We start from the raw sequence: 19,675 nt of genomic DNA on the forward strand, positions 1-19,675 counted from the left end.
TTAAAACTTATAATCACCACCTTATTCATAGGGTGGTGATTTTCTAAAAGTGGGGTCAGATAATGGACTGGTTTTTTAAATTTCCTTCAATGGAAAGAAATGATTTAAGGGAATTTAAAAAATCTGTTGATTTTACATTTACAGATTTCACTAGGTCATACGGTGCAGATATAGAAGGTTTTTTTGAACCTTTATTAATGTTTCTGGTTTGGTTTGAAAAATTTTTTATTAACACCCCTTGGCCTTTAATTATATTAATGATACTTGTATTTGCTTGGTTTGGTTCAAGATCAATCTCCGTACTAGTAGGTACTCTTATAAGCTTCCTTACAATTGGCTATTTTGGAATGTGGGAAGATACAATGTCAACTTTAGCTATTATTCTAGTGGCAACATTTCTATGTATATCTATTGGAATTCCAATGGGTATAGCAATGGCTAGAAGTAATAAAATTCAGGCGCTAGTTGTTCCTATTTTAGATATCATGCAAACTATACCTAGTTTTGTATACTTAATACCCGTTGTAATGCTTCTTGGCATTGGAAAAGTACCTGGATTAATTGCTGTATGTATATATGCAATACCTCCAATTGTACGTTTAACAAATTTAGGTATAAGATTGGTTGATAAAGATGTTTTAGAAGCATCAGATTCTTTTGGAGCAAACTATTGGCAAAAACTTTTTGGTGTACAAATGCCACTTGCCCTTCCAACAATTTTTGCAGGTGTTAACCAAACAATTATGATGGCATTAGCTATGGTTGTTATTGCATCAATGATTGGAGTTAAAGGATTAGGGCTACCAGTCTTAAGAGCTATTTCGAATCAGTATCTTGCTTTAGGACTTATGAATGGCTTAGCAATTGTAGTTCTAGCTATCATTTTTGACAGAGTAACTCAGAAATTTGGCTTGAGAATGCAAAAATATAGAAATGATGGTAAGGATTAGTTTGATGAGTAAAAATGATATATTAATCAAAGTAAACCAGCTTTATAAAATCTTTGGCGATAATAGTAATGAAGCTCTAAATTTAGTTAAGGGTGGAATGGGGAAAGATGAATTACTTGAAAAGTGTAATTGTGTTCTTGGTCTTAATAAAATTAACTTAGATATAAGAAAAGCAAAAATTCAGGTTGTAATGGGTTTATCTGGATCTGGTAAGTCAACACTAATCAGACATCTAAATAGATTAATAGAACCAACAAGTGGTGAAATCTTAGTTAATGATCAAGATATTCTGAGTTTATCACAAAAGGAACTGATCCAATTTAGACAAAATAATATGTCTATGGTATTTCAAAAGTTTGCACTTTTCCCTCATAAAACAGTATTACAAAATGTTGGTTACGGTCTTGCAATTCAAAATATTCCAGTGAGCGAATGGAACGAAAGAGCAAAAAAGTGGATTAATCGTGTTGGATTAGACGGGTATGAAACATACTATCCTGGACAATTATCTGGAGGAATGCAACAGAGAGTTGGTCTAGCTAGAGCATTAGCAACTGATGCTGAAATTCTGCTTATGGACGAAGCTTTTTCTGCTTTAGACCCTCTTATTCGATCTGAAATGCAGAATATTCTTTTAGATCTTCAAAATGAATTGCATAAAACAATAATTTTTATTACTCATGATCTTGATGAAGCCCTTAAAATCGGAGATAGAATAGCTATTCTTAGGGATGGAAGTATGGTTCAAGATAGTGATCCTCAAAAAATTATTATGCAGCCAGCAGATGACTATGTCTCTGATTTCATAAAAGATATTAATAGGGCTAGAGTTATTCAGGCTAAGTCAATAATGACGCCAACAAATTCCAAAAGCACAGGGCCAGTAGTTCAAGAAAATATGGTATTAGAAGACATCCTCCAAATAATGTCAGATTCTCCGTCAAAGCCTGTTACTATTGAAAACACAAAAGGTAAAATAACCGGCAAAATTGAAATGACTAATTTAATTGAAGGAATGAAAAGACCAAAATCGCAAGGCACTAATATTACAGGTTAGTTTTTTTTGGTCTTCCTAGCTGTATTAAGTTAAATCCACTTTTTTGAAAGCTCTCAGGATTTAATGAATTTCTTAAATCTACTAATATATTCCCTTTCATAACTTTTTTTAGCCTAGTAGCTGATAAACCTCTAAATTCATTCCACTCAGTTAAAATAACTAACCCATCACTGTCTTGAAGACATTCTTCAATATTATTTGAAAATTCTATATTTTTTAATATTTTTTTGGCCTCATCCATTGCAACTGGATCAAATACAGAAATATCGAAACCTTTTTCTTTTAATATTGGAATTATATCTAAAGAAGGGCTGTCTCTCATATCATCAGTTTCTGGTTTAAATGAAAGACCAAGAATTGATATCTTTTTATTCTGGCAATTATTATTAAAAGCTTCAATAATTTTATCTGCCATATCAGATTTTCTTTGTTTATTATATTGAACTACAGTTTCAACTATAGAAAGATTTGAATCATACTCCTTAGCAGTTTGCACTAAAGCTATAGTATCTTTAGGAAAACAAGATCCACCATAACCTGGACCAGGGTGTAAAAATTTACTTCCTATTCTTTTGTCTAAACCTATTCCTTTTGCAACATCATGAACATCTGCTCCAACTTTTTCACATAAATCAGACATTTGATTAATATACGATATTTTAACTGCTAGAAATGCATTTGCAGAATACTTTATAAGTTCTGCTGTATTTAGATCTGTAAACAGTATAGGTGTTTCAATGAGATATAGAGGTTTATATATTATAGACATTAATTGTTTAGCTTTTTCAGTTTCAATACCAACAACAACTCTGTCAGGTCTCATGAAATCTTCAATAGCATTCCCTTCACGTAAAAACTCAGGGTTTGAAACAACGTCAAAAAGAGCATCTGGGTTTATTTTTTTTATAATATTCTTTACTTCAGCACCAGTGCCAACTGGGACAGTGGACTTATTTACAATTACTGTGTATCCATCTAAATTTTTGGCTATTTTTTCTGCTGCTTCATAAACATAGGTAAGGTCCGCGTGCCCGTCTCCCCGGCGTGAAGGAGTTCCTACAGCTATAAATACAATATCAGCTTTTTTTATATTTTGGTCAATATCATTGCTAAATGATAATCTTCCAGAATTTTTATTTTTTTTAACTAAATTTTGAAGACCAGGTTCGTATATTGGTATAATATCATTCTTAAGATTATTTATTTTATCTTTATCTTTATCAACACAACATACATCAAAACCAAATTCAGAAAAACACGTTCCTGATACTAAACCTACATAACCTGTACCCAAAATAGTTATATTCATTTTAATTCCTTTAAGACTTATAATTAATCTGACAACTGCAGTTGACGAATAACCTTTATTACAATAATTATTTATAATGACAATTACACCACATCCAAGGATTTGTGAATGAAAATTAAAAAGGCCATTTTTCCTGTTGGAGGTTTGGGAACAAGATTTCTACCAGCTACAAAGTCAATGCCAAAAGAAATGCTTCCAGTAGTTGATAAACCAATTATACAATATGCTGTTGAAGAAGCTGCGAAGGCAGGAATAGAACAATTTATATTTGTTACTAGTAGAGGAAAATCATCTATAGAAAACCATTTTGACCACTCATTTGAGTTAGAGAATAATTTACTTTTAAAAGGTAAGAAGGAAACTTTAAAAACTGCACAGGAAATGTTAAAAATACCTGGGTCTTTTGCTTACGTCAGACAACAGGAACCTGCAGGCCTTGGTCATGCTGTATGGTGTGCAAGACATTTAGTAGGAAATGAACCTGTAGCTGTAATTCTTGCTGATGATCTTATCAAAGGCTCAAATACTATAAAAGAAATGATAAGTAATTATAGCTCTGGAAACATGCTAGCTATTATGGATGTAAATAATCAAGACGTCTCGTCCTATGGTATAATTTCTCCTGGAAAAACTTTAGAGAATAATATGACAGAAATTTTAGGTCTTATAGAAAAACCTTCAATTGATAAAGCGCCCAGTAATATGGCTGTTGTAGGAAGATATATTATTGAACCTTCAGTGTTCAAAGAGCTTGAAAAACAAAATAGAGGAACAAGCAACGAAATACAACTTACTGATGCAATAGCTAATAGAATAGGTAAATCACAATGTTATGGTTATAAGTTTACAAACGACAGGTTTGACTGCGGATCTAAATTAGGTTTTATTCAAGCTAATATTAAACTTTCTATTGAAAGAGATGATTTGAGTGAGAAACTCAAAAGTTGGCTAAAAGAAGAATTTTTAAATGGTTATGTTTAATGCTTCAACATTTTTTTGATCCCACTATTTTGCGTTCATATGATATTAGAGGCATTTATGAGAAGACCTTAAATAAAGAAGATGCCTTTATGCTTGGGTTTTTTTATGGAATTACTGTTAAAAAAAAATTACCTACAAAAGAAAATCCTTTGATTGTAATTGGAATGGATGGCAGACTTTCAAGTCCTATTCTTGAAGAAAACCTTAATGCTGGTTTAGAAAAATCAGGATGTGAAGTTTATAGAATTGGTCTAGGTCCAACACCAATGCTTTATTTTGCCAGTCATTATTTTGAAGCAGATGGAGCAATTCAAATTACTGGAAGTCATAATCCTAAAGATTATAATGGGTTTAAAATTGTTTTAGACCAGAATTCGTTTTTTGGTGATGATATACAAAAATTAGGAAAATTTGCAAGAGAAGGTTATGCTCAAACTTATTTTGGTTTTTCTAAAAGTGTTTCAATAAATGATCAATATATAAAAAAAATAATTGAACCAATAAAAGGTATTAATAAAAATTTAGTAGATAAAACAGTAGTTTGGGACTGTGGTAACGGTGCGTCTGGACCATGTGTCGAAAATCTTACTAAAAAAATTTCTGGAAATCATATAGTCTTATATTCTGAAGTTGATGGTAATTTTCCTAATCACCATCCTGATCCCACGGACGAATCCACTTTAAAAATACTTTCTGATAAAATGAAAGAGGTAAATGCAGATATTGGTATAGGTTTTGATGGTGATGGAGACAGAATAGGAGTAATTGATAAAAAAGGTAGGCCAATAGCAGGAGATTTATTAACTGCATTTCTTTCTAATTCGCTAGAAATTAATGACAAAGAAAATCAAACTGTAATTTTAGATATAAAATCTAGTTATGTGGCTTATGATAAAATTATATCATTTGGTTTAAATGCTGAAATTGGAAAAACTGGACATTCCAATATTAAGAAAAGAATTAAAGAGATCAATTCTCCACTAGCAGGAGAAATGTCAGGCCACATATTTTTTGCAGATAAGTATTATGGGTATGATGACGCTCTTTATACTTCAATAAGAATAATAAGTTTAATGTCTAATAATATTAATTTAGACAAATTCATATCAACTTTACCCAAAACATATGTCTCACCTGAAATTAAACTATATTGTTCTGATAAAATTAAATTTCAATTGATCAATCGTTTAATAGACAAAGTGTTAAAAGATTATAGTCCTGAGAATGTAATTACTCTAGATGGTGTAAGAGCCAAAAATGAAATGGGTTGGTGGTTAATTCGTGCTAGTAATACCGAAGAAGCAATTATAGTTAGATTTGAAGGAAAATCGCAAAAGGATCAAGATAAATTGTTAATGGAAGTCAAAGAACGTCTAAAGAATGAAGGATTAACTTGGGAATATAGTTAATAAATGATATTATTTAATTAAATTAAAAGTATGTAGTTGAGGATGAAAATGACTAAAAGATTAGATCGAAGCAATTTACAAGTCGCTGAAACACTGGTTGATTTTATTGAAAAGGAAGCTTTACCAAACACTAATATAAATGCAGAACATTTTTGGAATAAATTCGAAGCAGTTTTAAATAAATTTGCCCCTCAAAATAAAAAATTACTTCAAATTAGAAGTGATATGAAAAACCAAATTGATGAATTTTATAAAAAACATTCTGGCAAAACAATTAATCAAGATGAATACATCGGTTTTTTAAAAGAAATTAACTACATTGTTCCTGTCGGTAATGATTTTAAAATTGAAACGAAAAATGTTGATCCTGAACTTGCAGTTAAAGCTGGCCCTCAATTAGTAGTGCCAGTAACAAATGCAAGATATGCTTTAAATGCTGCAAATGCGCGATGGGGAAGTTTATATGACGCTCTTTATGGAACTGATGCTATTTCAGAAAAAGACAACGCTAATAAAACAAGCTCATATAATCCAATAAGAGGTAAAAAAGTTGTAAATTATGCTAAAAACTTTTTAGACAAAAATTTTCCATTAGCTAATGGTTCACATAACGATGTTGTATCTTACAAAATAGTTGATAATGCTCTATTTATGACACTGAGCAACAGTTCTACAACAGAATTTAAAAATATAAATCAATATGTAGGATATCAGGGTGATATTGAAACTCCTAACTGCATACTGCTAAAAAATAATAACTTACATGTTGAATTACTTATAGACAAAAATGGAAATATTGGAGCAAACGATTCGGCAGGTATTAACGACATAATAATTGAGTCTGCTCTAACAACAATACAAGACTGCGAAGATTCTGTGGCAACAGTAGATGCCGAAGACAAGGTGTTAGCATATAGAAATTGGCTTGGGCTTATGAAGGGAGATCTTGAAGACACTTTTGAAAAAAATGGAAATATTCTTACAAGGAAGTTAAATGAAGATAAGTCTTACAACACTTCTAAAGGCCAATATAAACTTCCTGGCCGTTCAGTAATGTTAATAAGAAATGTAGGTCATCTTATGACAAACCCGGCTATTTTATTAAAAAATGGAGAAGAAGTACCAGAGGGTATTATGGATGCTATGATTACCTCATTAATAGCTATTCATGATATAAAATTTAAAAAAATGAATTCAAGATCAGGTTCTATTTACATTGTTAAACCTAAAATGCATGGACCTGATGAAGTTAAATTTGCTTGTAATATCTTCTCTGAAGTTGAAGATGCACTCGAATTAAATAAAAATACCCTTAAAATTGGTATTATGGACGAAGAAAGACGTACAACTGTTAATCTAAAAGAATGCATTAGAGCTGCTAAAGAAAGAACTGTGTTCATAAATACTGGATTTTTGGATAGAACAGGTGACGAAATACATACTGCAATGGAAGCAGGACCCATAATCCCCAAAGGGGAAATTAAAAATGCTAATTGGATTTCTGCATATGAGAATAATAATGTAAAGATTGGATTAGAATGCGGTCTTTCTGGAAAAGCCCAAATTGGGAAGGGTATGTGGGCTATGCCAGATTTAATGGATGAAATGTTAAAACAAAAAATTAATCATCCTAAAAGTGGGGCAAATACTGCTTGGGTTCCAAGTCCAACAGCAGCAACACTTCATGCACTGCATTATCATGAAATTAACGTATTTGACATTCAAAAAGAAAAATCTAGCGATAAAAAAAATTACCTTGAGGATATTCTTGATGTACCAGTTTCAAAAGGGCACAACTGGTCATCAGAAGATATCCAAAAGGAGATGGACAATAACGCTCAAGGAATTCTTGGTTATGTTGTTAGATGGGTTGATCAAGGGGTAGGTTGTTCAAAAGTCCCAGATATTAATAACATAGGTCTTATGGAGGATAGAGCTACTTGTCGTATTTCAAGCCAACATTTAGCAAATTGGATGAGACATGGTATTTTTTCAAAAGAACAATTAATTGAAACTATGAAAAAAATGGCCCGTATAGTGGATAAACAAAATGAAAATGACCCAAGTTATAAGTCTATGTCATATAATTTTGAACATTCTATTGCTTTTAAGGCATCTGTTGATTTAGTAATTGAAGGAACTGTAAGCCCATCTGGCTATACAGAACCAATTCTTCACAGAAGAAGAATACAGCTAAAAGCTATGCCTGATTAGCAGCTCTAGCAGCATGTCTTAAATTATCTATTGAGATTAATTTACCTGATCTCTTGATATGCCAAAAAGTCCAACCGTTGCAAGCTTGAAGTCCTTGTAGGTGTGCTCCTACCGAATGTATTGATCCTTTTTTATCTTTAGAGATTAAACTTCCGTCTGCTCTAATTTTTGCTGTCCATCTATTACGAGAATCTTGAAGTAATTCTCCAGGATTTATTAGACCTTGTTCTAGTAAATGACCAAAAGGAATTCGAGGTTCTAATGTTTTTCTTGGTGTTTGAATAAGTTCTTTTGAATCTATTGCTTTTGCATTATTAATCCGTTTTTCTGCTTCTAAGCCATATTTGGCATTTTGTTCAATACCTATAAAGTTTCTTCCTAGTTTTTTAGATACTGCACCTGTTGTTCCTGTTCCAAAAAAAGGATCTAACACTATATCACCCACATTACTACTAGACATTATCACTCTACTAAGAAGATTTTCTGGTTTTTGAGTTGGATGTACTTTTTTTCCTTCTTTGTCCTTAAGTCTTTCATCACCAGTACAAATTGGAATTAACCAGTCAGAGCGCATTTGTAAATCACCATTTAATGATTTCATTGCTTCATAATTAAACGTGTATTTTGAAGAACTTGTTTTTGACGCCCAAATTAATGTTTCATGGGCATTAGTAAATCTCCTACCACGAAAATTTGGCATGGGATTAACTTTCCTCCATACTATGTCATTTAATAACCAAAAATCTAAGTTTTGCATTATATAACCAAGTCTAAATATATTATGATACGAACCAATTACCCAAATTGCTCCATTTGGCTTTAAAACTCGCCTTGCAGCAGTCATCCAAAGCTTGGTATAGTTATCATAATCATCAATTGAATCAAACTTATCCCAACTTTCATTAACCCCATTTACCTTTGTTTGGTCTGGCCTTGATAAATCTTTATTGAGCTGTAAATTATATGGAGGGTCAGCAAAAACTAAATCTATGCTTTCTGCTGGTAATTTATTCATTTGCTCAATGCAATCACCTATTAACACCCTATTTTTAAATTTTTCAATAGTCATAATTTTCACTTAATTTACCTGATTAAAATGTGAATAATATGTGGATAAAATGATAAATACCAACTAAAGTCAATGACTTAGTAAAATTAAAAATTAATTTACATTATGTTGATATTTATAAATATGATTGTCTATATATAGTGGATATGGGTTTAAAAGATTTTCTATGTAACTTGGATATTCCATATCTTAAAATTGCTTTTTTATGCATATAAGTGCCATAACCGAAGTTATTTTCTAAATGATAATATGGATACATATAAGAATAATTTCTCATTATAGAGTCTCTTGTTTCTTTAGCTATTATACTTGCTAAAGCTATGGTTTTAGATTTACTGTCACCTTCAACAAGTGGACTTATATTATTATAAGGTAATTTTAATTTTTTTTGTTCAACAGATGTAATTTCAACAACAGAAAAATCTGGCTTATATTTACCATCAATATAAATGTGAATTATATTTTCATAATCTTTAAAAGATTGTATCAGTGAAAATATAGACCTTTTCATAGCAAGCGAATTCGCAAATGTAAGTCCATAAGTATCTATTTCTCTTTCAGAGGAAATTCCAGTAGAATACTTAATTGATTTATTTATTGAGTAAATAATTTCTTTTCTTTTTTTAGATTTTAATTTTTTACTATCGTTAACATCTGAGTGTAACAGCTTATGATTGCTAAAATCAATCCAACAAGCGGTAGCCACTAATGGGCCTGCCCATGAACCTCTACCGGCTTCGTCAACACCAATCATTTTTATATTATTCTTATGACATGCACTTTCTATGTCAAAGTTTGCCACTAGCTTTTCATTCTTGATATTTTATGTTCTTGAAGTCTCGGCATAATTTCAACAAAATTACAAGGTTTATGTCTTATATCTAGTTGATGAACTAAAATATCATCCCATCCATCTTTACAAGCTGATGGTGATCCAGGCAAACAAAATATATAAGTACCATTTGTTACACCAGCAAGAGCTCTGGACTGAAGTGCAGACGTACCTATTTTTGAATAAGATAACCATCGAAACATTTCCCCAAAACCATCAATCGACTTTTCAAAAAGTGTTTTCATTACTTCTGGAGTAATATCTCTTCCAGTTAGGCCTGTGCCACCAGTTGATATTACTACATCTGTTTTTGCATTATTAATCAAATTTTGAAATAATTGAGTTATCTGCTTAAAATCATCTTTTACTATTTTACGAGCTACAATATTGTGACCAGAATGCTCAATTCTATGTGCCAAAACATCGCCTGATTTGTCATTCTCTAAATCTCTTGTGTCGGATATTGTAACAATTGCTATGTTAATTGGTAAGAAATCTACCTTGTTGTTCATTTAACTTAACTTTCCATTTTATTTTTTAAAAAACACTTTAAAATCAATCGATTTTCCTGAGGCTAACGCAAGTAAAATATCATTCTCTTGATTAAATCTTATTTTATATATCCATAAATTTGTTAATACTAATTTAATATAATTTCGAGTTTCCCTAGCTGGTAAACTTTCAAGCAATAATAAAGAATCCTTATATTTATAATCTTTATTTTTTGTCCATTTATTAAAATTACCCGGTCCAGCATTATAACTTGCTAACATCCACATCAAGTCTTGATTAACTATTGGTAAATTTAATAGGAACTTCATATAGTTTGAACCAATCTGAATATTATGTGAAGGGTTATAAAGTAAATAGTTTTTACTTCTTCTGAGTCTATACTCTCTATTTTTCATTATAAATGCAGCTGTTGAGGGTATAATTTGCATCACACCCATAGCTTTTGAAGAACTCTTTGCTCTTGGGTTAAAACCAGATTCTTGCCTTGCAATTGCATAAATTAAAGCTTTATCCTTTAAATTTGAAGTGCTCATTTTCCAAGAAGGCACAGGATACAGCCCTCCCAAAAAAACTTTATTATGATCATTTCTTAAAATTGCAGCTAATCTAAAAGTTAAACCAGGCATATTATTTTTAGACGTAAAAGATAACAATTGAGGATAATCAGCTATATCAAATTTAGGTATTATTTTTCTAAACTCTCTTGCTGCTTTATGAAATTCATTAACTTCAATTAGAGCCATAGCCCTTAATCCACCGTCATGACTTTGAATTTTTTTAATTAAATTTTTGCTATATTTTGGTAAATTAAAATTTGGGTAATATTTGTAACCTAGCGATGCCATTGCTAAAGAACCATAAAATGTTCTTTCTCTAAGAGCAGCTTTTGTTAAATAATAATTAGCTTTTTTTGGCTCTCCTAAAATATAAGCTATTCGTGCTGACCAATAACCACCAGCTGCTACAATACCGTCAGGTCCGTCATTATTCTCTATTAATTTATTAAAAAAATATTTTGACAAATTAATATCCTTATTCCTCCAAGATGCTAGCCCTCCCGCCAATAAAGCTAACGGGTTTGGCTTTATCGACAAACTTAAAGATAATCTTGCTTGTCTTATAGCTTTGTGATCAAGGTTAAAAATAAAAAGGGCGTGAGATAATTCAGCTCTTAATTGAGATAACTCTCTTTTATTTAAATATTTTTTAGTTTTTTTGCTATTAAGTAAATTCTCAGCATATTTAGTGTTTCTTTTATTAATTGCTCGCCTAAACTTAATTGAAGTGGAGTATGAAAACCTTGAATACTTGTTATTATTTAATGGAAATCTGGGTTTTAGAGCATTTGGTTTAAATGTTCCATATCCATTCAAGAATCCTTTTGTTGGCGCTTTAGGGCTCCTTACATTGTTAGGTTTTCTTTTTAATGCTATTCTGGAAATTCTTGTAGCGTCTGGGTGATCATTATATTTGTCGAGCCATATTTTTAAATCTTTATAAGAACTTCTCCAACCCGTTGGATGCAAGTATCTCTCAGCATAGACGTTACCCAATAATATTTTATTATCCAATTTTTTGATAAGGACATCAATTTTTTTCCAATCTCGAGCTTTTTTATTTTTAATAGGCTTATTTTGAATTTTAAAAATTTCTTTATAAATTTTGATGTCTTTAGAAGCTAAAACTTTCGTATATTCTTTAAAATCTCCTAATGAAGGATTGCTGACTAAAGACAGACTAAATGTAATATAGAAAATTAATATTAAGTATTTTTTATAATATTTTATCACTTTATTATAATTTCTTTTATTTTTTTTCTTAACAACTTCATGTCCTCCCAAGCTTCTTTTTTCATATCAGGTCGCATTAATAAATATGAAATGCCAAGAGTAGGAAGTACATAAATATTATCTTCTATTTCACTATTATTATAATATGAATTAGATTTTAAAGAATACCATTGGCCTCTCGATTTAATAATACTTTGACTTAGACCTAATGTTTGATTAGTGGCCACTTCTCCTAAACATAAAATAATTTTTGGTTTTATTAATTTTATCAAATTAAAAATAAAGGGTCTACAAATATTTATTTCTTGTTCAGTTGGATATCTATTACCTGGAGGTCGCCAAGGTACTCCATTTACTATAAAAATGTTTTCTCTTTTTAAATCTATAGCCTTTAAAATTTTATCAAAGAGATTACCCTTCTCAGAAACAAACGACTTTCCAGCCATATCTTCTTCTGAATTGGGTGCTCCATCTATGACTAAAATATCAGAGTTTTTATAACCTTGAAATTCAATAAAATTTTTAGCTGTTTTTTTTAAACTGCAACCTTCAAATTTTTTGAATAGATCTTCTAATTCTTTTAAGTTTTGGGCTGTAATTGCAATATCATAAGCTTTTTGTTCTTCATTCAAAATTATATTACTTATTGATGTATTATTATCAATATTTTTACAATTTTTATTTTGTTCTAAGGATTTATTTTTTTGTATTTGCTCATTTTGTGAAATTGATAAGTTAACACCTATGTCTTGATAAAACATTAATATACTTAGTATTTCTTCATGATTTTTAATTTCTAATTGTTTCAATTAAAACTTTCCTGTAAATTTTAACATTTAATATACTCATTAAATTAGTTTGTATTGATTTTTTATTAAAGCTATATTTTTTAATTTGGTTAATTTTATGATTAAATTTATAATTATATTTCTTACCATAAGTTTTTATGGTTGTACTATGAATTCTAATATTTCCAAATTTTCAGACATTGAGGTTACGAATAAAAAAAGTCCTTCGATAAACGCTCTTTATCTATCAGCTAATTATTCTATTTCTAAAGGTGACGCTTATACAGCAGCTAAAACACTTAACTCAAATATTAAAGATTTAGAACTCTTAAAACTTAAATTTATTTCAAATTTAATAAGTGGTAATTTTAAACAAGCATATAATATTTCTAATTCACTAAATATTAATAATAAAAATGGGCCTGTGTATGAACTACCAAAATTTGCCCTTACTTTGAAAAACTATGAATTAGAGCAAAGTTTGCTTGTTGCAAAAAAAATAAAAAATTTTTTGAATTTACATGATGTTGTCCCTTTAATTAATTATTGGTTACTTCATCTAAAAGAAAAAAAAGATTTAAATTTTGATTATATATCTAAAGATATTTCTATTTATAAATTGTTGATTTTAGAAAACTTTTATGCATCAAAAAAATTAAAGAAAATTGTAGATGAAAACATAAATCTTAAAAATTTAAATAATAACGATTTACTGCTGTTGGCTGGATATTATTTTAGAGTTAATGACATTGATAAATTTAAAACTATTATTCAAAAAAATCTGCCTAATCAATTTGATAAAAAACTTTTAATAAAAAATATTTCTAAAACTAAAAATATTTTCAGTGAAGTACCAGATTTAAATATTATTTTGGCCTCTAAAATTTATAACAATGTCAAAGTAAATAATTTACAAGAATATTCATATTCTCATCTAAAAATTTTATTAGAACTCGCTCTTTACTTATATCCAAACATGGATATTGCTAAATACTCACTTGCTGAAATATATGATGATCAAAAATCAAAAGAAATAGCTCTAAAAAAACTTAATTCAATTTCTTCAGAATCTTTTTTTATTTGCCCAGTAATCTAAAAAAGCTATCAATACTTAAATCATCAAGACTAAATGCTGAACATAAAAAACATTTATTTAAAATTAAAGATAAATGGCCAAATAATAAATTTATTATGTTGCAAATGGCAGATTACTTTAAATCTAAAAGTAATTTTTATGAAGCCATACAAATATATAAGAAAATAATTGAAAATCATGGCGAAAATAATCGTCTATTATTTTTATATGCCTCTAGTTTAGATAAAATGGGAGATTGGCATAAGGCAAAAGAATTATTAATAAAGATTTTAAAAACAGACCCTGAAGAAACGTATACTTTAAACTACTTTGCTTATAGTTTAGCTCTAAGGGATGAAGAATTAGATTTGGCCCTCAATCATATTAAAAAAGCTTTATCTTTAGATCCTAATAATGGTTTTTTTCTTGATACTCTTGGTTGGGTTGAATTTAAAAGAGAGAACTATATGTCTTCCGTTTTTTATCTTGAAAAATCAATTATGATTTTACCAAGAAGCTCTGAAGTTATGGACCACCTTGGTGATTGTTATTTGAAGTTAGGTAGAACGAAAGAAGCAGTTTATGAATGGAAAAAAGCATTGAAATATGAAAATAATATTACTGTGATTAATTCATTAAAAGATAAGTTAAATAAACATGAATAAATATTATTCAATAATTGCTCCTGCAAAACTTAACCTAAATTTGTTTATTAAAGGAAAAAATAAAAATGGATATCATTTATTAGAAAGCGATATATGTTTCTTAGAGTTAACTGATAAAATATACATTAAAAAAAGTAACAAAGATTTATTTAATCAAAGTAAAACACCTAATAATTTCAACATTGACCCTAACGATAATTTAATTTTTAAAGCTATAAACCAATTTAGAATATTAACTAAATGGAATATAAAATTTGAAGTTTACTTAGATAAAAAAATACCTATTGGAGCTGGATTAGGCGGAGGATCAGCAGATGCTGCTTCCACTTTAATATTATTAAGAAACTTATACAATAAAGAACATAATATAAAAAAAATTGACTTATCAACACTTTATAATATAGGGATAGATTTAGGGTCAGATGTTCCAGCATGCCTACATAGCAAAGATTTAAGACTTGGAGGATATGGTAATAAAATAACAAGAACAAAAGTAATTAATAATTATTATTTTTTGTTAATTAATCCAAAAATAAATTTATCAACTAGAGAAGTGTTTCAGCAGTATGATGCTTCCAACTCAAATGAGAGTAACATTCCTGACGCACGTTTTGGAAATATTAATATACATAATTCTCTTTTATCATCAGCAATTGACTTGGCTCCTCAGATTTCATCTGTGTTGTCACATTTACAGAAATCGAAGACTATAACAGCTTATGGAATGACAGGAAGTGGCTCAACATGTTTTGGAATTTTTAAAAATATTAATGAAATCATAAAATTCTTAGAATTTTTTAATAAACAGGATAATCCTAACTACTTTATTTGGTATGGACAAAAAAAAAATTATAACATGAACAGAATAAGAACCTCTAAAACACTTGAAAATATAGTTTAAATAATGTAATTCAATAATCAATTGGGGTGTAGCCAAGTGGTAAGGCATCGGGTTTTGATCTCGTGTACCGTAGGTTCGAATCCTACCGCCCCAGCCATATATATAACCCCTTGTTTTTTAATAATAATTTCACGGTATTTATACAAATGTACTAAGTTTGTACTAAGCCCAATTTAACTTGTTTCCCATAAGAAACTTATGCTTTATACATGCTTACCCATTACTTCTAATCTAGCAATGATTTTATCATAATTTAAGTGATTTCTTTTAGCAAAACTCCTTAAACTATCTGCACTTTTTGACAAATTACATGGTGAACATATCAAAACCATATTGTCTGGAACTGTTAATCCACCTCTATTTGCAGGATAAATATGGTCTACATGACAGTTTTCATAAACTAAATTTGTTTCACAATAAGGACATCTTGGATAATTCACTAATTGTGATTTAAGAGATAATTTTATCTCACCCTGACCTCTTCTCTTTTCTCCATCAAATGCTGCAGCTTTAGCCTTCCACATATCAATCTTACTTTGTTCTATGATAGTGTCATCTTGAACATTAGGACTTACATTTTTATAGCTCTTGTATTGTCTAGGAATTATTTTATTACTAAATAATTTTTGAAGTTGTTTTTGGCATTTAACTATTTCTAAAGTTAAGTCAGTTAAAAACTTCTTCTGGTCTTTATATATCTTAATATCTTTTTTGAGTTTTCTGACTTTGTCTGTGTCAGGTTGTTTGAAAAACATATTAGATGGCTGAACTTTAAACTCACTTAGTCTTTTTACTTTTTTATCATAAAGTTCCTTGTTCTTATTTATAAATGCTACCCTTCCATTAGCTATGTTTACAAGTTGAGTAATATTACTTTCTAGGGTCTTAATTTTCTGTTGTTTAGATTGATTTTTAAAAGTCCATTGCATTTTATAGCAGCCTGTATTTTGACTAATCTAAAGTTTTTAAGCATTAAACTTTGTCAATTTATATTAAAACATTTACTAAGATTATCTTTTTTATTAATTATAAATTTTCCAAAATACTTTTTATTGTTATTTTTACTATGCTTACCTTGATGTAAATATACATTGAGTACATTAAATTTAAGTATATCCCTTATTAACTCTTTGGGCACAACCATATTTCGTCTTTTGGTAACCTGTTCAAAGTTTGAAAAATAATTAACATTTTTAGTTTTAAAAGCGACTGTTTTGTACCATGCCCAAATTGATATGGAATAAAATGGTAAAGTAAAATTTTTAGATTGGTAATCATTTAAAAAATCATAATGTTTATTAATATCTAATACTTCATCTTCATTTAATAATAATTTAATCTCCTTATAACTTATATTCCCATTATTTTTGTGTGTTTTACAATTTGAATATTTAAGATTTAATCTATCTTTATTGATAGAAATAAAGTCTTGTCCGTTAGTAAAGCTTTTAAAATCTAGATTATTACCTTGATTAGCGAAGGAAAAATTATAGTTCAAAATCACCATAATAATAGATATAAAAATATTTTTTTTCATAAATAAAACTATCTTTGCTGTACCAATTAACACTTTTATAATTTAATTATTTTTAATAATTAATTTATTATATGTAATATAGAATTAAAAGGAATACTATTTGAGATGGGAAGAGATGGATAAAGAATTATTTAAAAAGATGCTCAATAATAGAAACTTTACAGATGAGCTCACAAAAAAACAAGATGAATGGGAACGGGCTAATAAAATTTTTCCTGATACAGCACCTTTTGGTATGGGGCTTACTATTGCAGTTATTTGTTTTATAATTTTTATACCATTTGAAACAAGCCAACAGTTTAAAACTATTTATTCTACTATAATAGGAATAATTGGAGGTATTGCTCAAAGTTACAGAATAAAGAAATATTATGATGAACGTGAACTTAGGTTCAATTACATCAAAGAAGATTTAATGTTTAAATATGAAAATGATAAACAAGATTAGTTTAATACATATCAGTTTCTTTTTATAATATCCTATAAATCATACTTTCTCTGATACTCAGCTTGTAACTCAGGGGTGATAGTAATGTTTCTGCACTTAGATGCAGGTCCATATGTACCACCTCTCAAACCTCTCATCTTGTTACTCTTATGACCTCCCCAACGGTTGTTGGAGAAGCCACGTAGGTAATTAGGCATATCTGATAGTTTCTGATTATAGTCTCTATGCTGTTTCTTTTTCATTTAGATGTCCTCCTATATGTCTTAGGCATACCTAAATGACGCATTTTCCTATGTAATCCTGAATAATGCATACCTAAAGTCTCAGCAGACTTGCGTAAGCTGTATTCATTGTCTTGAAGAACATCATTAATAAACATAATCTCAAACTGTTCTCTAGCGTCTCTGAGACTGTTATGTGTGTATAGTCTACCCATTAATAAACTCCTATAATGTAAGGGTGCATATATGTATTTAAGGATTAGCTTAATACTAGCTAAGTAATTGAAATACATAACTATTGTGATTCCCATAGGTGGCCAACGAAGAAGGTTTTTCAACCAAATCCGTTAACTTACTACAAGAATACTTTGGTAAGGGATTTTCGCTCAACATGACCGTAAGCTTTTATGAGGTGGCAATTTTTAAGCTTTGCCCAATGCTATCAGCAGAATTTATCTGGTTACTTTCTTTAAACCTTTTTATACAGAAGCAACTTGTATTACAGCTACTCAATCTGAACTCGTTGGCCAAAAGTTAGCTCATAAGTCATCGTTAAAAAGTGGTCTGAACATTCGTGGGTTCTCGCTAGGAAGTGGCAAGAATGAGAGAGGTTTTTGTATATATATAGTTATACCTATTTTGTATAAAAAGTCAAGTCTTTCTGCGGCTTTCCAGTGATTTATTTTAATAATTGCTTTATATAAGTTGTAAATATAATTTTTTAAATTATAGGAACACTTTTATAAAATATCTAAATACTTAACAAATAAAATCTAACCTGCTAGCCTACATTTATGAAGAAGTTTTCTGCAATATTATTGGTTGGGTTGGTGTTCTCTGTTTTAGCCGTCAGTGAAAGTTCATGGGCTGCAAAAAATTTTAAAGATGACGACTGGACACACTCTTTTTATGAGGATTGCAGTTCAGAAGGTGGCTTTGCTAATGGAAGTGAAGTTAAGTGGATGAAAGAGGGAGACACTAAATTCCTTCGGTTTTCTCTCGCAGGTGGACAAAAAGGAAATTGTTCCAGAGACAAAATCAGACGCAAAAATGAGAGTTCTTACCCGTATTGGGAACGTTCTGAAATTATGTCAGGTAGTAACAAAAGAAACAAATTTCGTTTAAAGAGTGGAAGTCACTATAAAATTAACTTAAGGGTAAGGTTTGTTGAAGGCTTCGCTTCTAATAAGGAATCTATACTTCAAATTAAAAGTAAATGTACATGGAAGGGTAGGTGCTCTCCCTTGCTGCAACTGAGGTCAATCGGACATTATCCACCTGGATACCTTAGGACTGAAGTCTTAATAAAGAAAAAGGGAGGGAAGAAAAAGCGAGATAATTGGAGTTCGGCGTCCACTATGAATGATTATAGGCAAATTAGAAACACTTATACAAATGATGTTAATGTAAGATTCAGCCCCATAACCCACAAAGGTAAGTGGATAAACATTATATTTGTTGTATCAGTAACTCCAAAGGAAGTCACCTTAACAAGTCAGGTTGAGGCTCCTGCAGGAGTTTGGACCGTTCCGATACAAAGCATTGACATTCCATCAGGTATGCTGGACCCGCATATTAAAATAGGTTTGTATCGTCCCGGTTCAGATACAATTCCCAATCCAAAGTCAACGATTGATTTTGATTACATAAAGATTTCAAAAATCTCAAAGGCTGATTACATATCTGAAGTTAATCCCTTTATAAATAGACTATATAATAATCACACTGACTTAGGCTCTCTATCTAGTAAACTTATATGTTATAGACATGGTTTGTATGATGGGAGATATATCAAAGAAGCAAAAAGAAGAGGTTTAAATTGCAAATAGTCATTAATTGAAATTTGCTGAATTAAATAACTTTTAACTTTCTAAAACCCTATCTGCTGCAGAGCTTGAGTATATAATAACGTATAG

At 29.8% G+C, this 19,675-nt stretch carries 21 protein-coding genes and 1 tRNA gene; 12 read left to right on the forward strand and 10 right to left on the reverse strand.

Going from position 1 to position 19,675, the window contains the following annotated elements; translation table 11 throughout:
* Nucleotides 1–62: 62 nt before the first annotated feature.
* On the forward strand, nt 63–950 hold the full coding sequence (locus ABXT66_RS10785; protein WP_443643517.1) for an ABC transporter permease: 888 nt from the start codon (nt 63–65) through the stop codon (nt 948–950).
* A gap of 4 nt (nt 951–954) precedes the next feature.
* A complete protein-coding gene (locus tag ABXT66_RS10790) occupies nt 955–2,007 on the forward strand; it encodes a quaternary amine ABC transporter ATP-binding protein (protein ID WP_443643518.1) in 1,053 nt (350 codons plus the stop codon).
* Here the strand turns inward: ABXT66_RS10790 and ABXT66_RS10795 are convergent.
* A complete protein-coding gene (locus ABXT66_RS10795; protein WP_443643519.1) occupies nt 1,997–3,316 on the reverse strand; it encodes a UDP-glucose dehydrogenase family protein in 1,320 nt (439 codons plus the stop codon). The genes ABXT66_RS10790 and ABXT66_RS10795 overlap by 11 nt on opposite strands.
* 108 nt (nt 3,317–3,424) lie before the next feature.
* On the opposite strand from ABXT66_RS10795, the gene galU reads away from it, so the two are divergent.
* The 3 genes from galU to ABXT66_RS10810 are packed head-to-tail and all read left to right on the forward strand — an operon-like array spanning nt 3,425 to nt 7,920.
* Nucleotides 3,425–4,297 (forward strand): UTP--glucose-1-phosphate uridylyltransferase GalU, encoded by an 873-nt coding sequence (galU, locus tag ABXT66_RS10800; RefSeq protein ID WP_443643520.1) that lies wholly within the window; start codon nt 3,425–3,427, stop codon nt 4,295–4,297.
* Entirely contained in the window at nt 4,297–5,706 is a 1,410-nt protein-coding gene (locus tag ABXT66_RS10805) for a phosphomannomutase/phosphoglucomutase (RefSeq protein ID WP_443643521.1), read from the forward strand. Before galU ends, ABXT66_RS10805 begins: the two co-directional genes overlap by 1 nt.
* 48 nt (nt 5,707–5,754) lie before the next feature.
* Nucleotides 5,755–7,920, forward strand: a complete 2,166-nt coding sequence (locus ABXT66_RS10810) for a malate synthase G (RefSeq protein ID WP_443643522.1) — start codon at nt 5,755–5,757, stop codon at nt 7,918–7,920.
* On the opposite strand, the gene ABXT66_RS10815 is transcribed toward ABXT66_RS10810, so the two are convergent.
* From ABXT66_RS10815 to ABXT66_RS10835, 5 genes are all read right to left on the reverse strand, one after another.
* Nucleotides 7,907–8,989: a site-specific DNA-methyltransferase gene (locus ABXT66_RS10815; RefSeq protein WP_443643523.1), complete on the reverse strand. Its 1,083-nt coding sequence runs from the start codon at nt 8,987–8,989 to the stop codon at nt 7,907–7,909. The genes ABXT66_RS10810 and ABXT66_RS10815 overlap by 14 nt on opposite strands.
* Nucleotides 8,990–9,104: 115 nt before the next feature.
* Entirely contained in the window at nt 9,105–9,791 is a 687-nt protein-coding gene (locus tag ABXT66_RS10820; protein ID WP_443643524.1) for a ribonuclease HII, read from the reverse strand.
* Nucleotides 9,791–10,333: a molybdenum cofactor biosynthesis protein B gene (gene moaB / locus ABXT66_RS10825; protein WP_443643525.1), complete on the reverse strand. Its 543-nt coding sequence runs from the start codon at nt 10,331–10,333 to the stop codon at nt 9,791–9,793. The genes ABXT66_RS10820 and moaB overlap by 1 nt, the downstream gene beginning before the upstream one ends.
* 18 nt (nt 10,334–10,351) lie before the next feature.
* Complete coding sequence (locus ABXT66_RS10830) at nt 10,352–12,124, reverse strand: lytic transglycosylase domain-containing protein (RefSeq protein ID WP_443643526.1); 1,773 nt, start codon at nt 12,122–12,124, stop codon at nt 10,352–10,354.
* A complete protein-coding gene (locus ABXT66_RS10835) occupies nt 12,121–12,933 on the reverse strand; it encodes a uracil-DNA glycosylase (protein WP_443643527.1) in 813 nt (270 codons plus the stop codon). The genes ABXT66_RS10830 and ABXT66_RS10835 overlap by 4 nt, the downstream gene beginning before the upstream one ends.
* Before the next feature lie 148 nt (nt 12,934–13,081).
* On the opposite strand from ABXT66_RS10835, the gene ABXT66_RS10840 reads away from it, so the two are divergent.
* From ABXT66_RS10840 to ABXT66_RS10855, 4 genes are all read left to right on the forward strand, one after another.
* On the forward strand, nt 13,082–14,008 hold the full coding sequence (locus ABXT66_RS10840) for a hypothetical protein (RefSeq protein ID WP_443643528.1): 927 nt from the start codon (nt 13,082–13,084) through the stop codon (nt 14,006–14,008).
* A complete protein-coding gene (locus ABXT66_RS10845) occupies nt 13,993–14,652 on the forward strand; it encodes a tetratricopeptide repeat protein (protein WP_443643529.1) in 660 nt (219 codons plus the stop codon). The genes ABXT66_RS10840 and ABXT66_RS10845 overlap by 16 nt, the downstream gene beginning before the upstream one ends.
* The gene (ispE, locus tag ABXT66_RS10850; protein WP_443643530.1) at nt 14,645–15,553 is read left to right on the forward strand and encodes a 4-(cytidine 5'-diphospho)-2-C-methyl-D-erythritol kinase; all 909 of its coding nucleotides are present in this window, start codon (nt 14,645–14,647) and stop codon (nt 15,551–15,553) included. Before ABXT66_RS10845 ends, ispE begins: the two co-directional genes overlap by 8 nt.
* A gap of 22 nt (nt 15,554–15,575) precedes the next feature.
* Nucleotides 15,576–15,650 (forward strand) — tRNA-Gln (locus tag ABXT66_RS10855).
* Between the two features lie 106 nt (nt 15,651–15,756).
* On the opposite strand, the gene ABXT66_RS10860 is transcribed toward ABXT66_RS10855, so the two are convergent.
* Nucleotides 15,757–16,482, reverse strand: coding sequence for an HNH endonuclease (locus ABXT66_RS10860; RefSeq protein ID WP_443643531.1), 726 nt, complete (start codon nt 16,480–16,482; stop codon nt 15,757–15,759).
* 53 nt (nt 16,483–16,535) lie between these two features.
* Nucleotides 16,536–17,090 carry a hypothetical protein gene (locus ABXT66_RS10865; RefSeq protein ID WP_443643532.1) on the reverse strand — a complete coding sequence of 185 codons (555 nt, stop codon included), beginning with the start codon at nt 17,088–17,090 and terminating at the stop codon, nt 16,536–16,538.
* 100 nt (nt 17,091–17,190) lie between these two features.
* Between ABXT66_RS10865 and ABXT66_RS10870 the strand changes: the two genes are divergently transcribed.
* Nucleotides 17,191–17,538 carry a hypothetical protein gene (locus ABXT66_RS10870; protein WP_443643533.1) on the forward strand — a complete coding sequence of 116 codons (348 nt, stop codon included), beginning with the start codon at nt 17,191–17,193 and terminating at the stop codon, nt 17,536–17,538.
* A 32-nt stretch (nt 17,539–17,570) separates the two neighbouring features.
* Here the strand turns inward: ABXT66_RS10870 and ABXT66_RS10875 are convergent, their stop codons facing one another.
* Together ABXT66_RS10875 and ABXT66_RS10880 are read right to left on the reverse strand one after the other, a co-directional pair.
* On the reverse strand, nt 17,571–17,780 hold the full coding sequence (locus ABXT66_RS10875) for a hypothetical protein (RefSeq protein ID WP_443643534.1): 210 nt from the start codon (nt 17,778–17,780) through the stop codon (nt 17,571–17,573).
* A complete protein-coding gene (locus ABXT66_RS10880) occupies nt 17,777–17,974 on the reverse strand; it encodes a helix-turn-helix domain-containing protein (RefSeq protein WP_443643535.1) in 198 nt (65 codons plus the stop codon). The genes ABXT66_RS10875 and ABXT66_RS10880 overlap by 4 nt, the downstream gene beginning before the upstream one ends.
* A 214-nt stretch (nt 17,975–18,188) precedes the next feature.
* On the opposite strand from ABXT66_RS10880, the gene ABXT66_RS10885 reads away from it, so the two are divergent.
* Nucleotides 18,189–18,437 carry a hypothetical protein gene (locus tag ABXT66_RS10885; protein ID WP_443643536.1) on the forward strand — a complete coding sequence of 83 codons (249 nt, stop codon included), beginning with the start codon at nt 18,189–18,191 and terminating at the stop codon, nt 18,435–18,437.
* Between the two features lie 116 nt (nt 18,438–18,553).
* The gene (locus ABXT66_RS10890; protein WP_443643537.1) at nt 18,554–19,588 is read left to right on the forward strand and encodes a hypothetical protein; all 1,035 of its coding nucleotides are present in this window, start codon (nt 18,554–18,556) and stop codon (nt 19,586–19,588) included.
* The last annotated feature ends 87 nt before the right edge of the window (nt 19,589–19,675 follow it).

Source organism: Candidatus Levibacter sp. Uisw_134_01 (genome assembly GCF_047717795.1).
Lineage (GTDB): Bacteria > Pseudomonadota > Alphaproteobacteria > Puniceispirillales > Marisalimonadaceae > Marisalimonas.

What these genes read in the sequence shown, in the direction of transcription:
- ABXT66_RS10810 (WP_443643522.1), top strand. Translation starts at nt 5,755, where the DNA reads ATGACTAAAAGATTAGATCGAAGCAATTTACAAGTCGCTGAAACACTG.
- ABXT66_RS10840 (WP_443643528.1), top strand. Translation starts at nt 13,082, where the DNA reads ATGAATTCTAATATTTCCAAATTTTCAGACATTGAGGTTACGAATAAA.
- ABXT66_RS10865 (WP_443643532.1), bottom strand. Translation starts at nt 17,090, where the DNA reads ATGAAAAAAAATATTTTTATATCTATTATTATGGTGATTTTGAACTAT.
- moaB (WP_443643525.1), bottom strand. Translation starts at nt 10,333, where the DNA reads ATGAACAACAAGGTAGATTTCTTACCAATTAACATAGCAATTGTTACA.
- ABXT66_RS10785 (WP_443643517.1), top strand. Translation starts at nt 63, where the DNA reads ATGGACTGGTTTTTTAAATTTCCTTCAATGGAAAGAAATGATTTAAGG.
- ABXT66_RS10790 (WP_443643518.1), top strand. Translation starts at nt 955, where the DNA reads ATGAGTAAAAATGATATATTAATCAAAGTAAACCAGCTTTATAAAATC.
- ABXT66_RS10860 (WP_443643531.1), bottom strand. Translation starts at nt 16,482, where the DNA reads ATGCAATGGACTTTTAAAAATCAATCTAAACAACAGAAAATTAAGACC.
- ABXT66_RS10890 (WP_443643537.1), top strand. Translation starts at nt 18,554, where the DNA reads ATGAAGAAGTTTTCTGCAATATTATTGGTTGGGTTGGTGTTCTCTGTT.
- galU (WP_443643520.1), top strand. Translation starts at nt 3,425, where the DNA reads ATGAAAATTAAAAAGGCCATTTTTCCTGTTGGAGGTTTGGGAACAAGA.
- ABXT66_RS10795 (WP_443643519.1), bottom strand. Translation starts at nt 3,316, where the DNA reads ATGAATATAACTATTTTGGGTACAGGTTATGTAGGTTTAGTATCAGGA.
- ispE (WP_443643530.1), top strand. Translation starts at nt 14,645, where the DNA reads ATGAATAAATATTATTCAATAATTGCTCCTGCAAAACTTAACCTAAAT.
- ABXT66_RS10875 (WP_443643534.1), bottom strand. Translation starts at nt 17,780, where the DNA reads ATGAAAAAGAAACAGCATAGAGACTATAATCAGAAACTATCAGATATG.
- ABXT66_RS10815 (WP_443643523.1), bottom strand. Translation starts at nt 8,989, where the DNA reads ATGACTATTGAAAAATTTAAAAATAGGGTGTTAATAGGTGATTGCATT.
- ABXT66_RS10805 (WP_443643521.1), top strand. Translation starts at nt 4,297, where the DNA reads ATGCTTCAACATTTTTTTGATCCCACTATTTTGCGTTCATATGATATT.
- ABXT66_RS10880 (WP_443643535.1), bottom strand. Translation starts at nt 17,974, where the DNA reads ATGGGTAGACTATACACACATAACAGTCTCAGAGACGCTAGAGAACAG.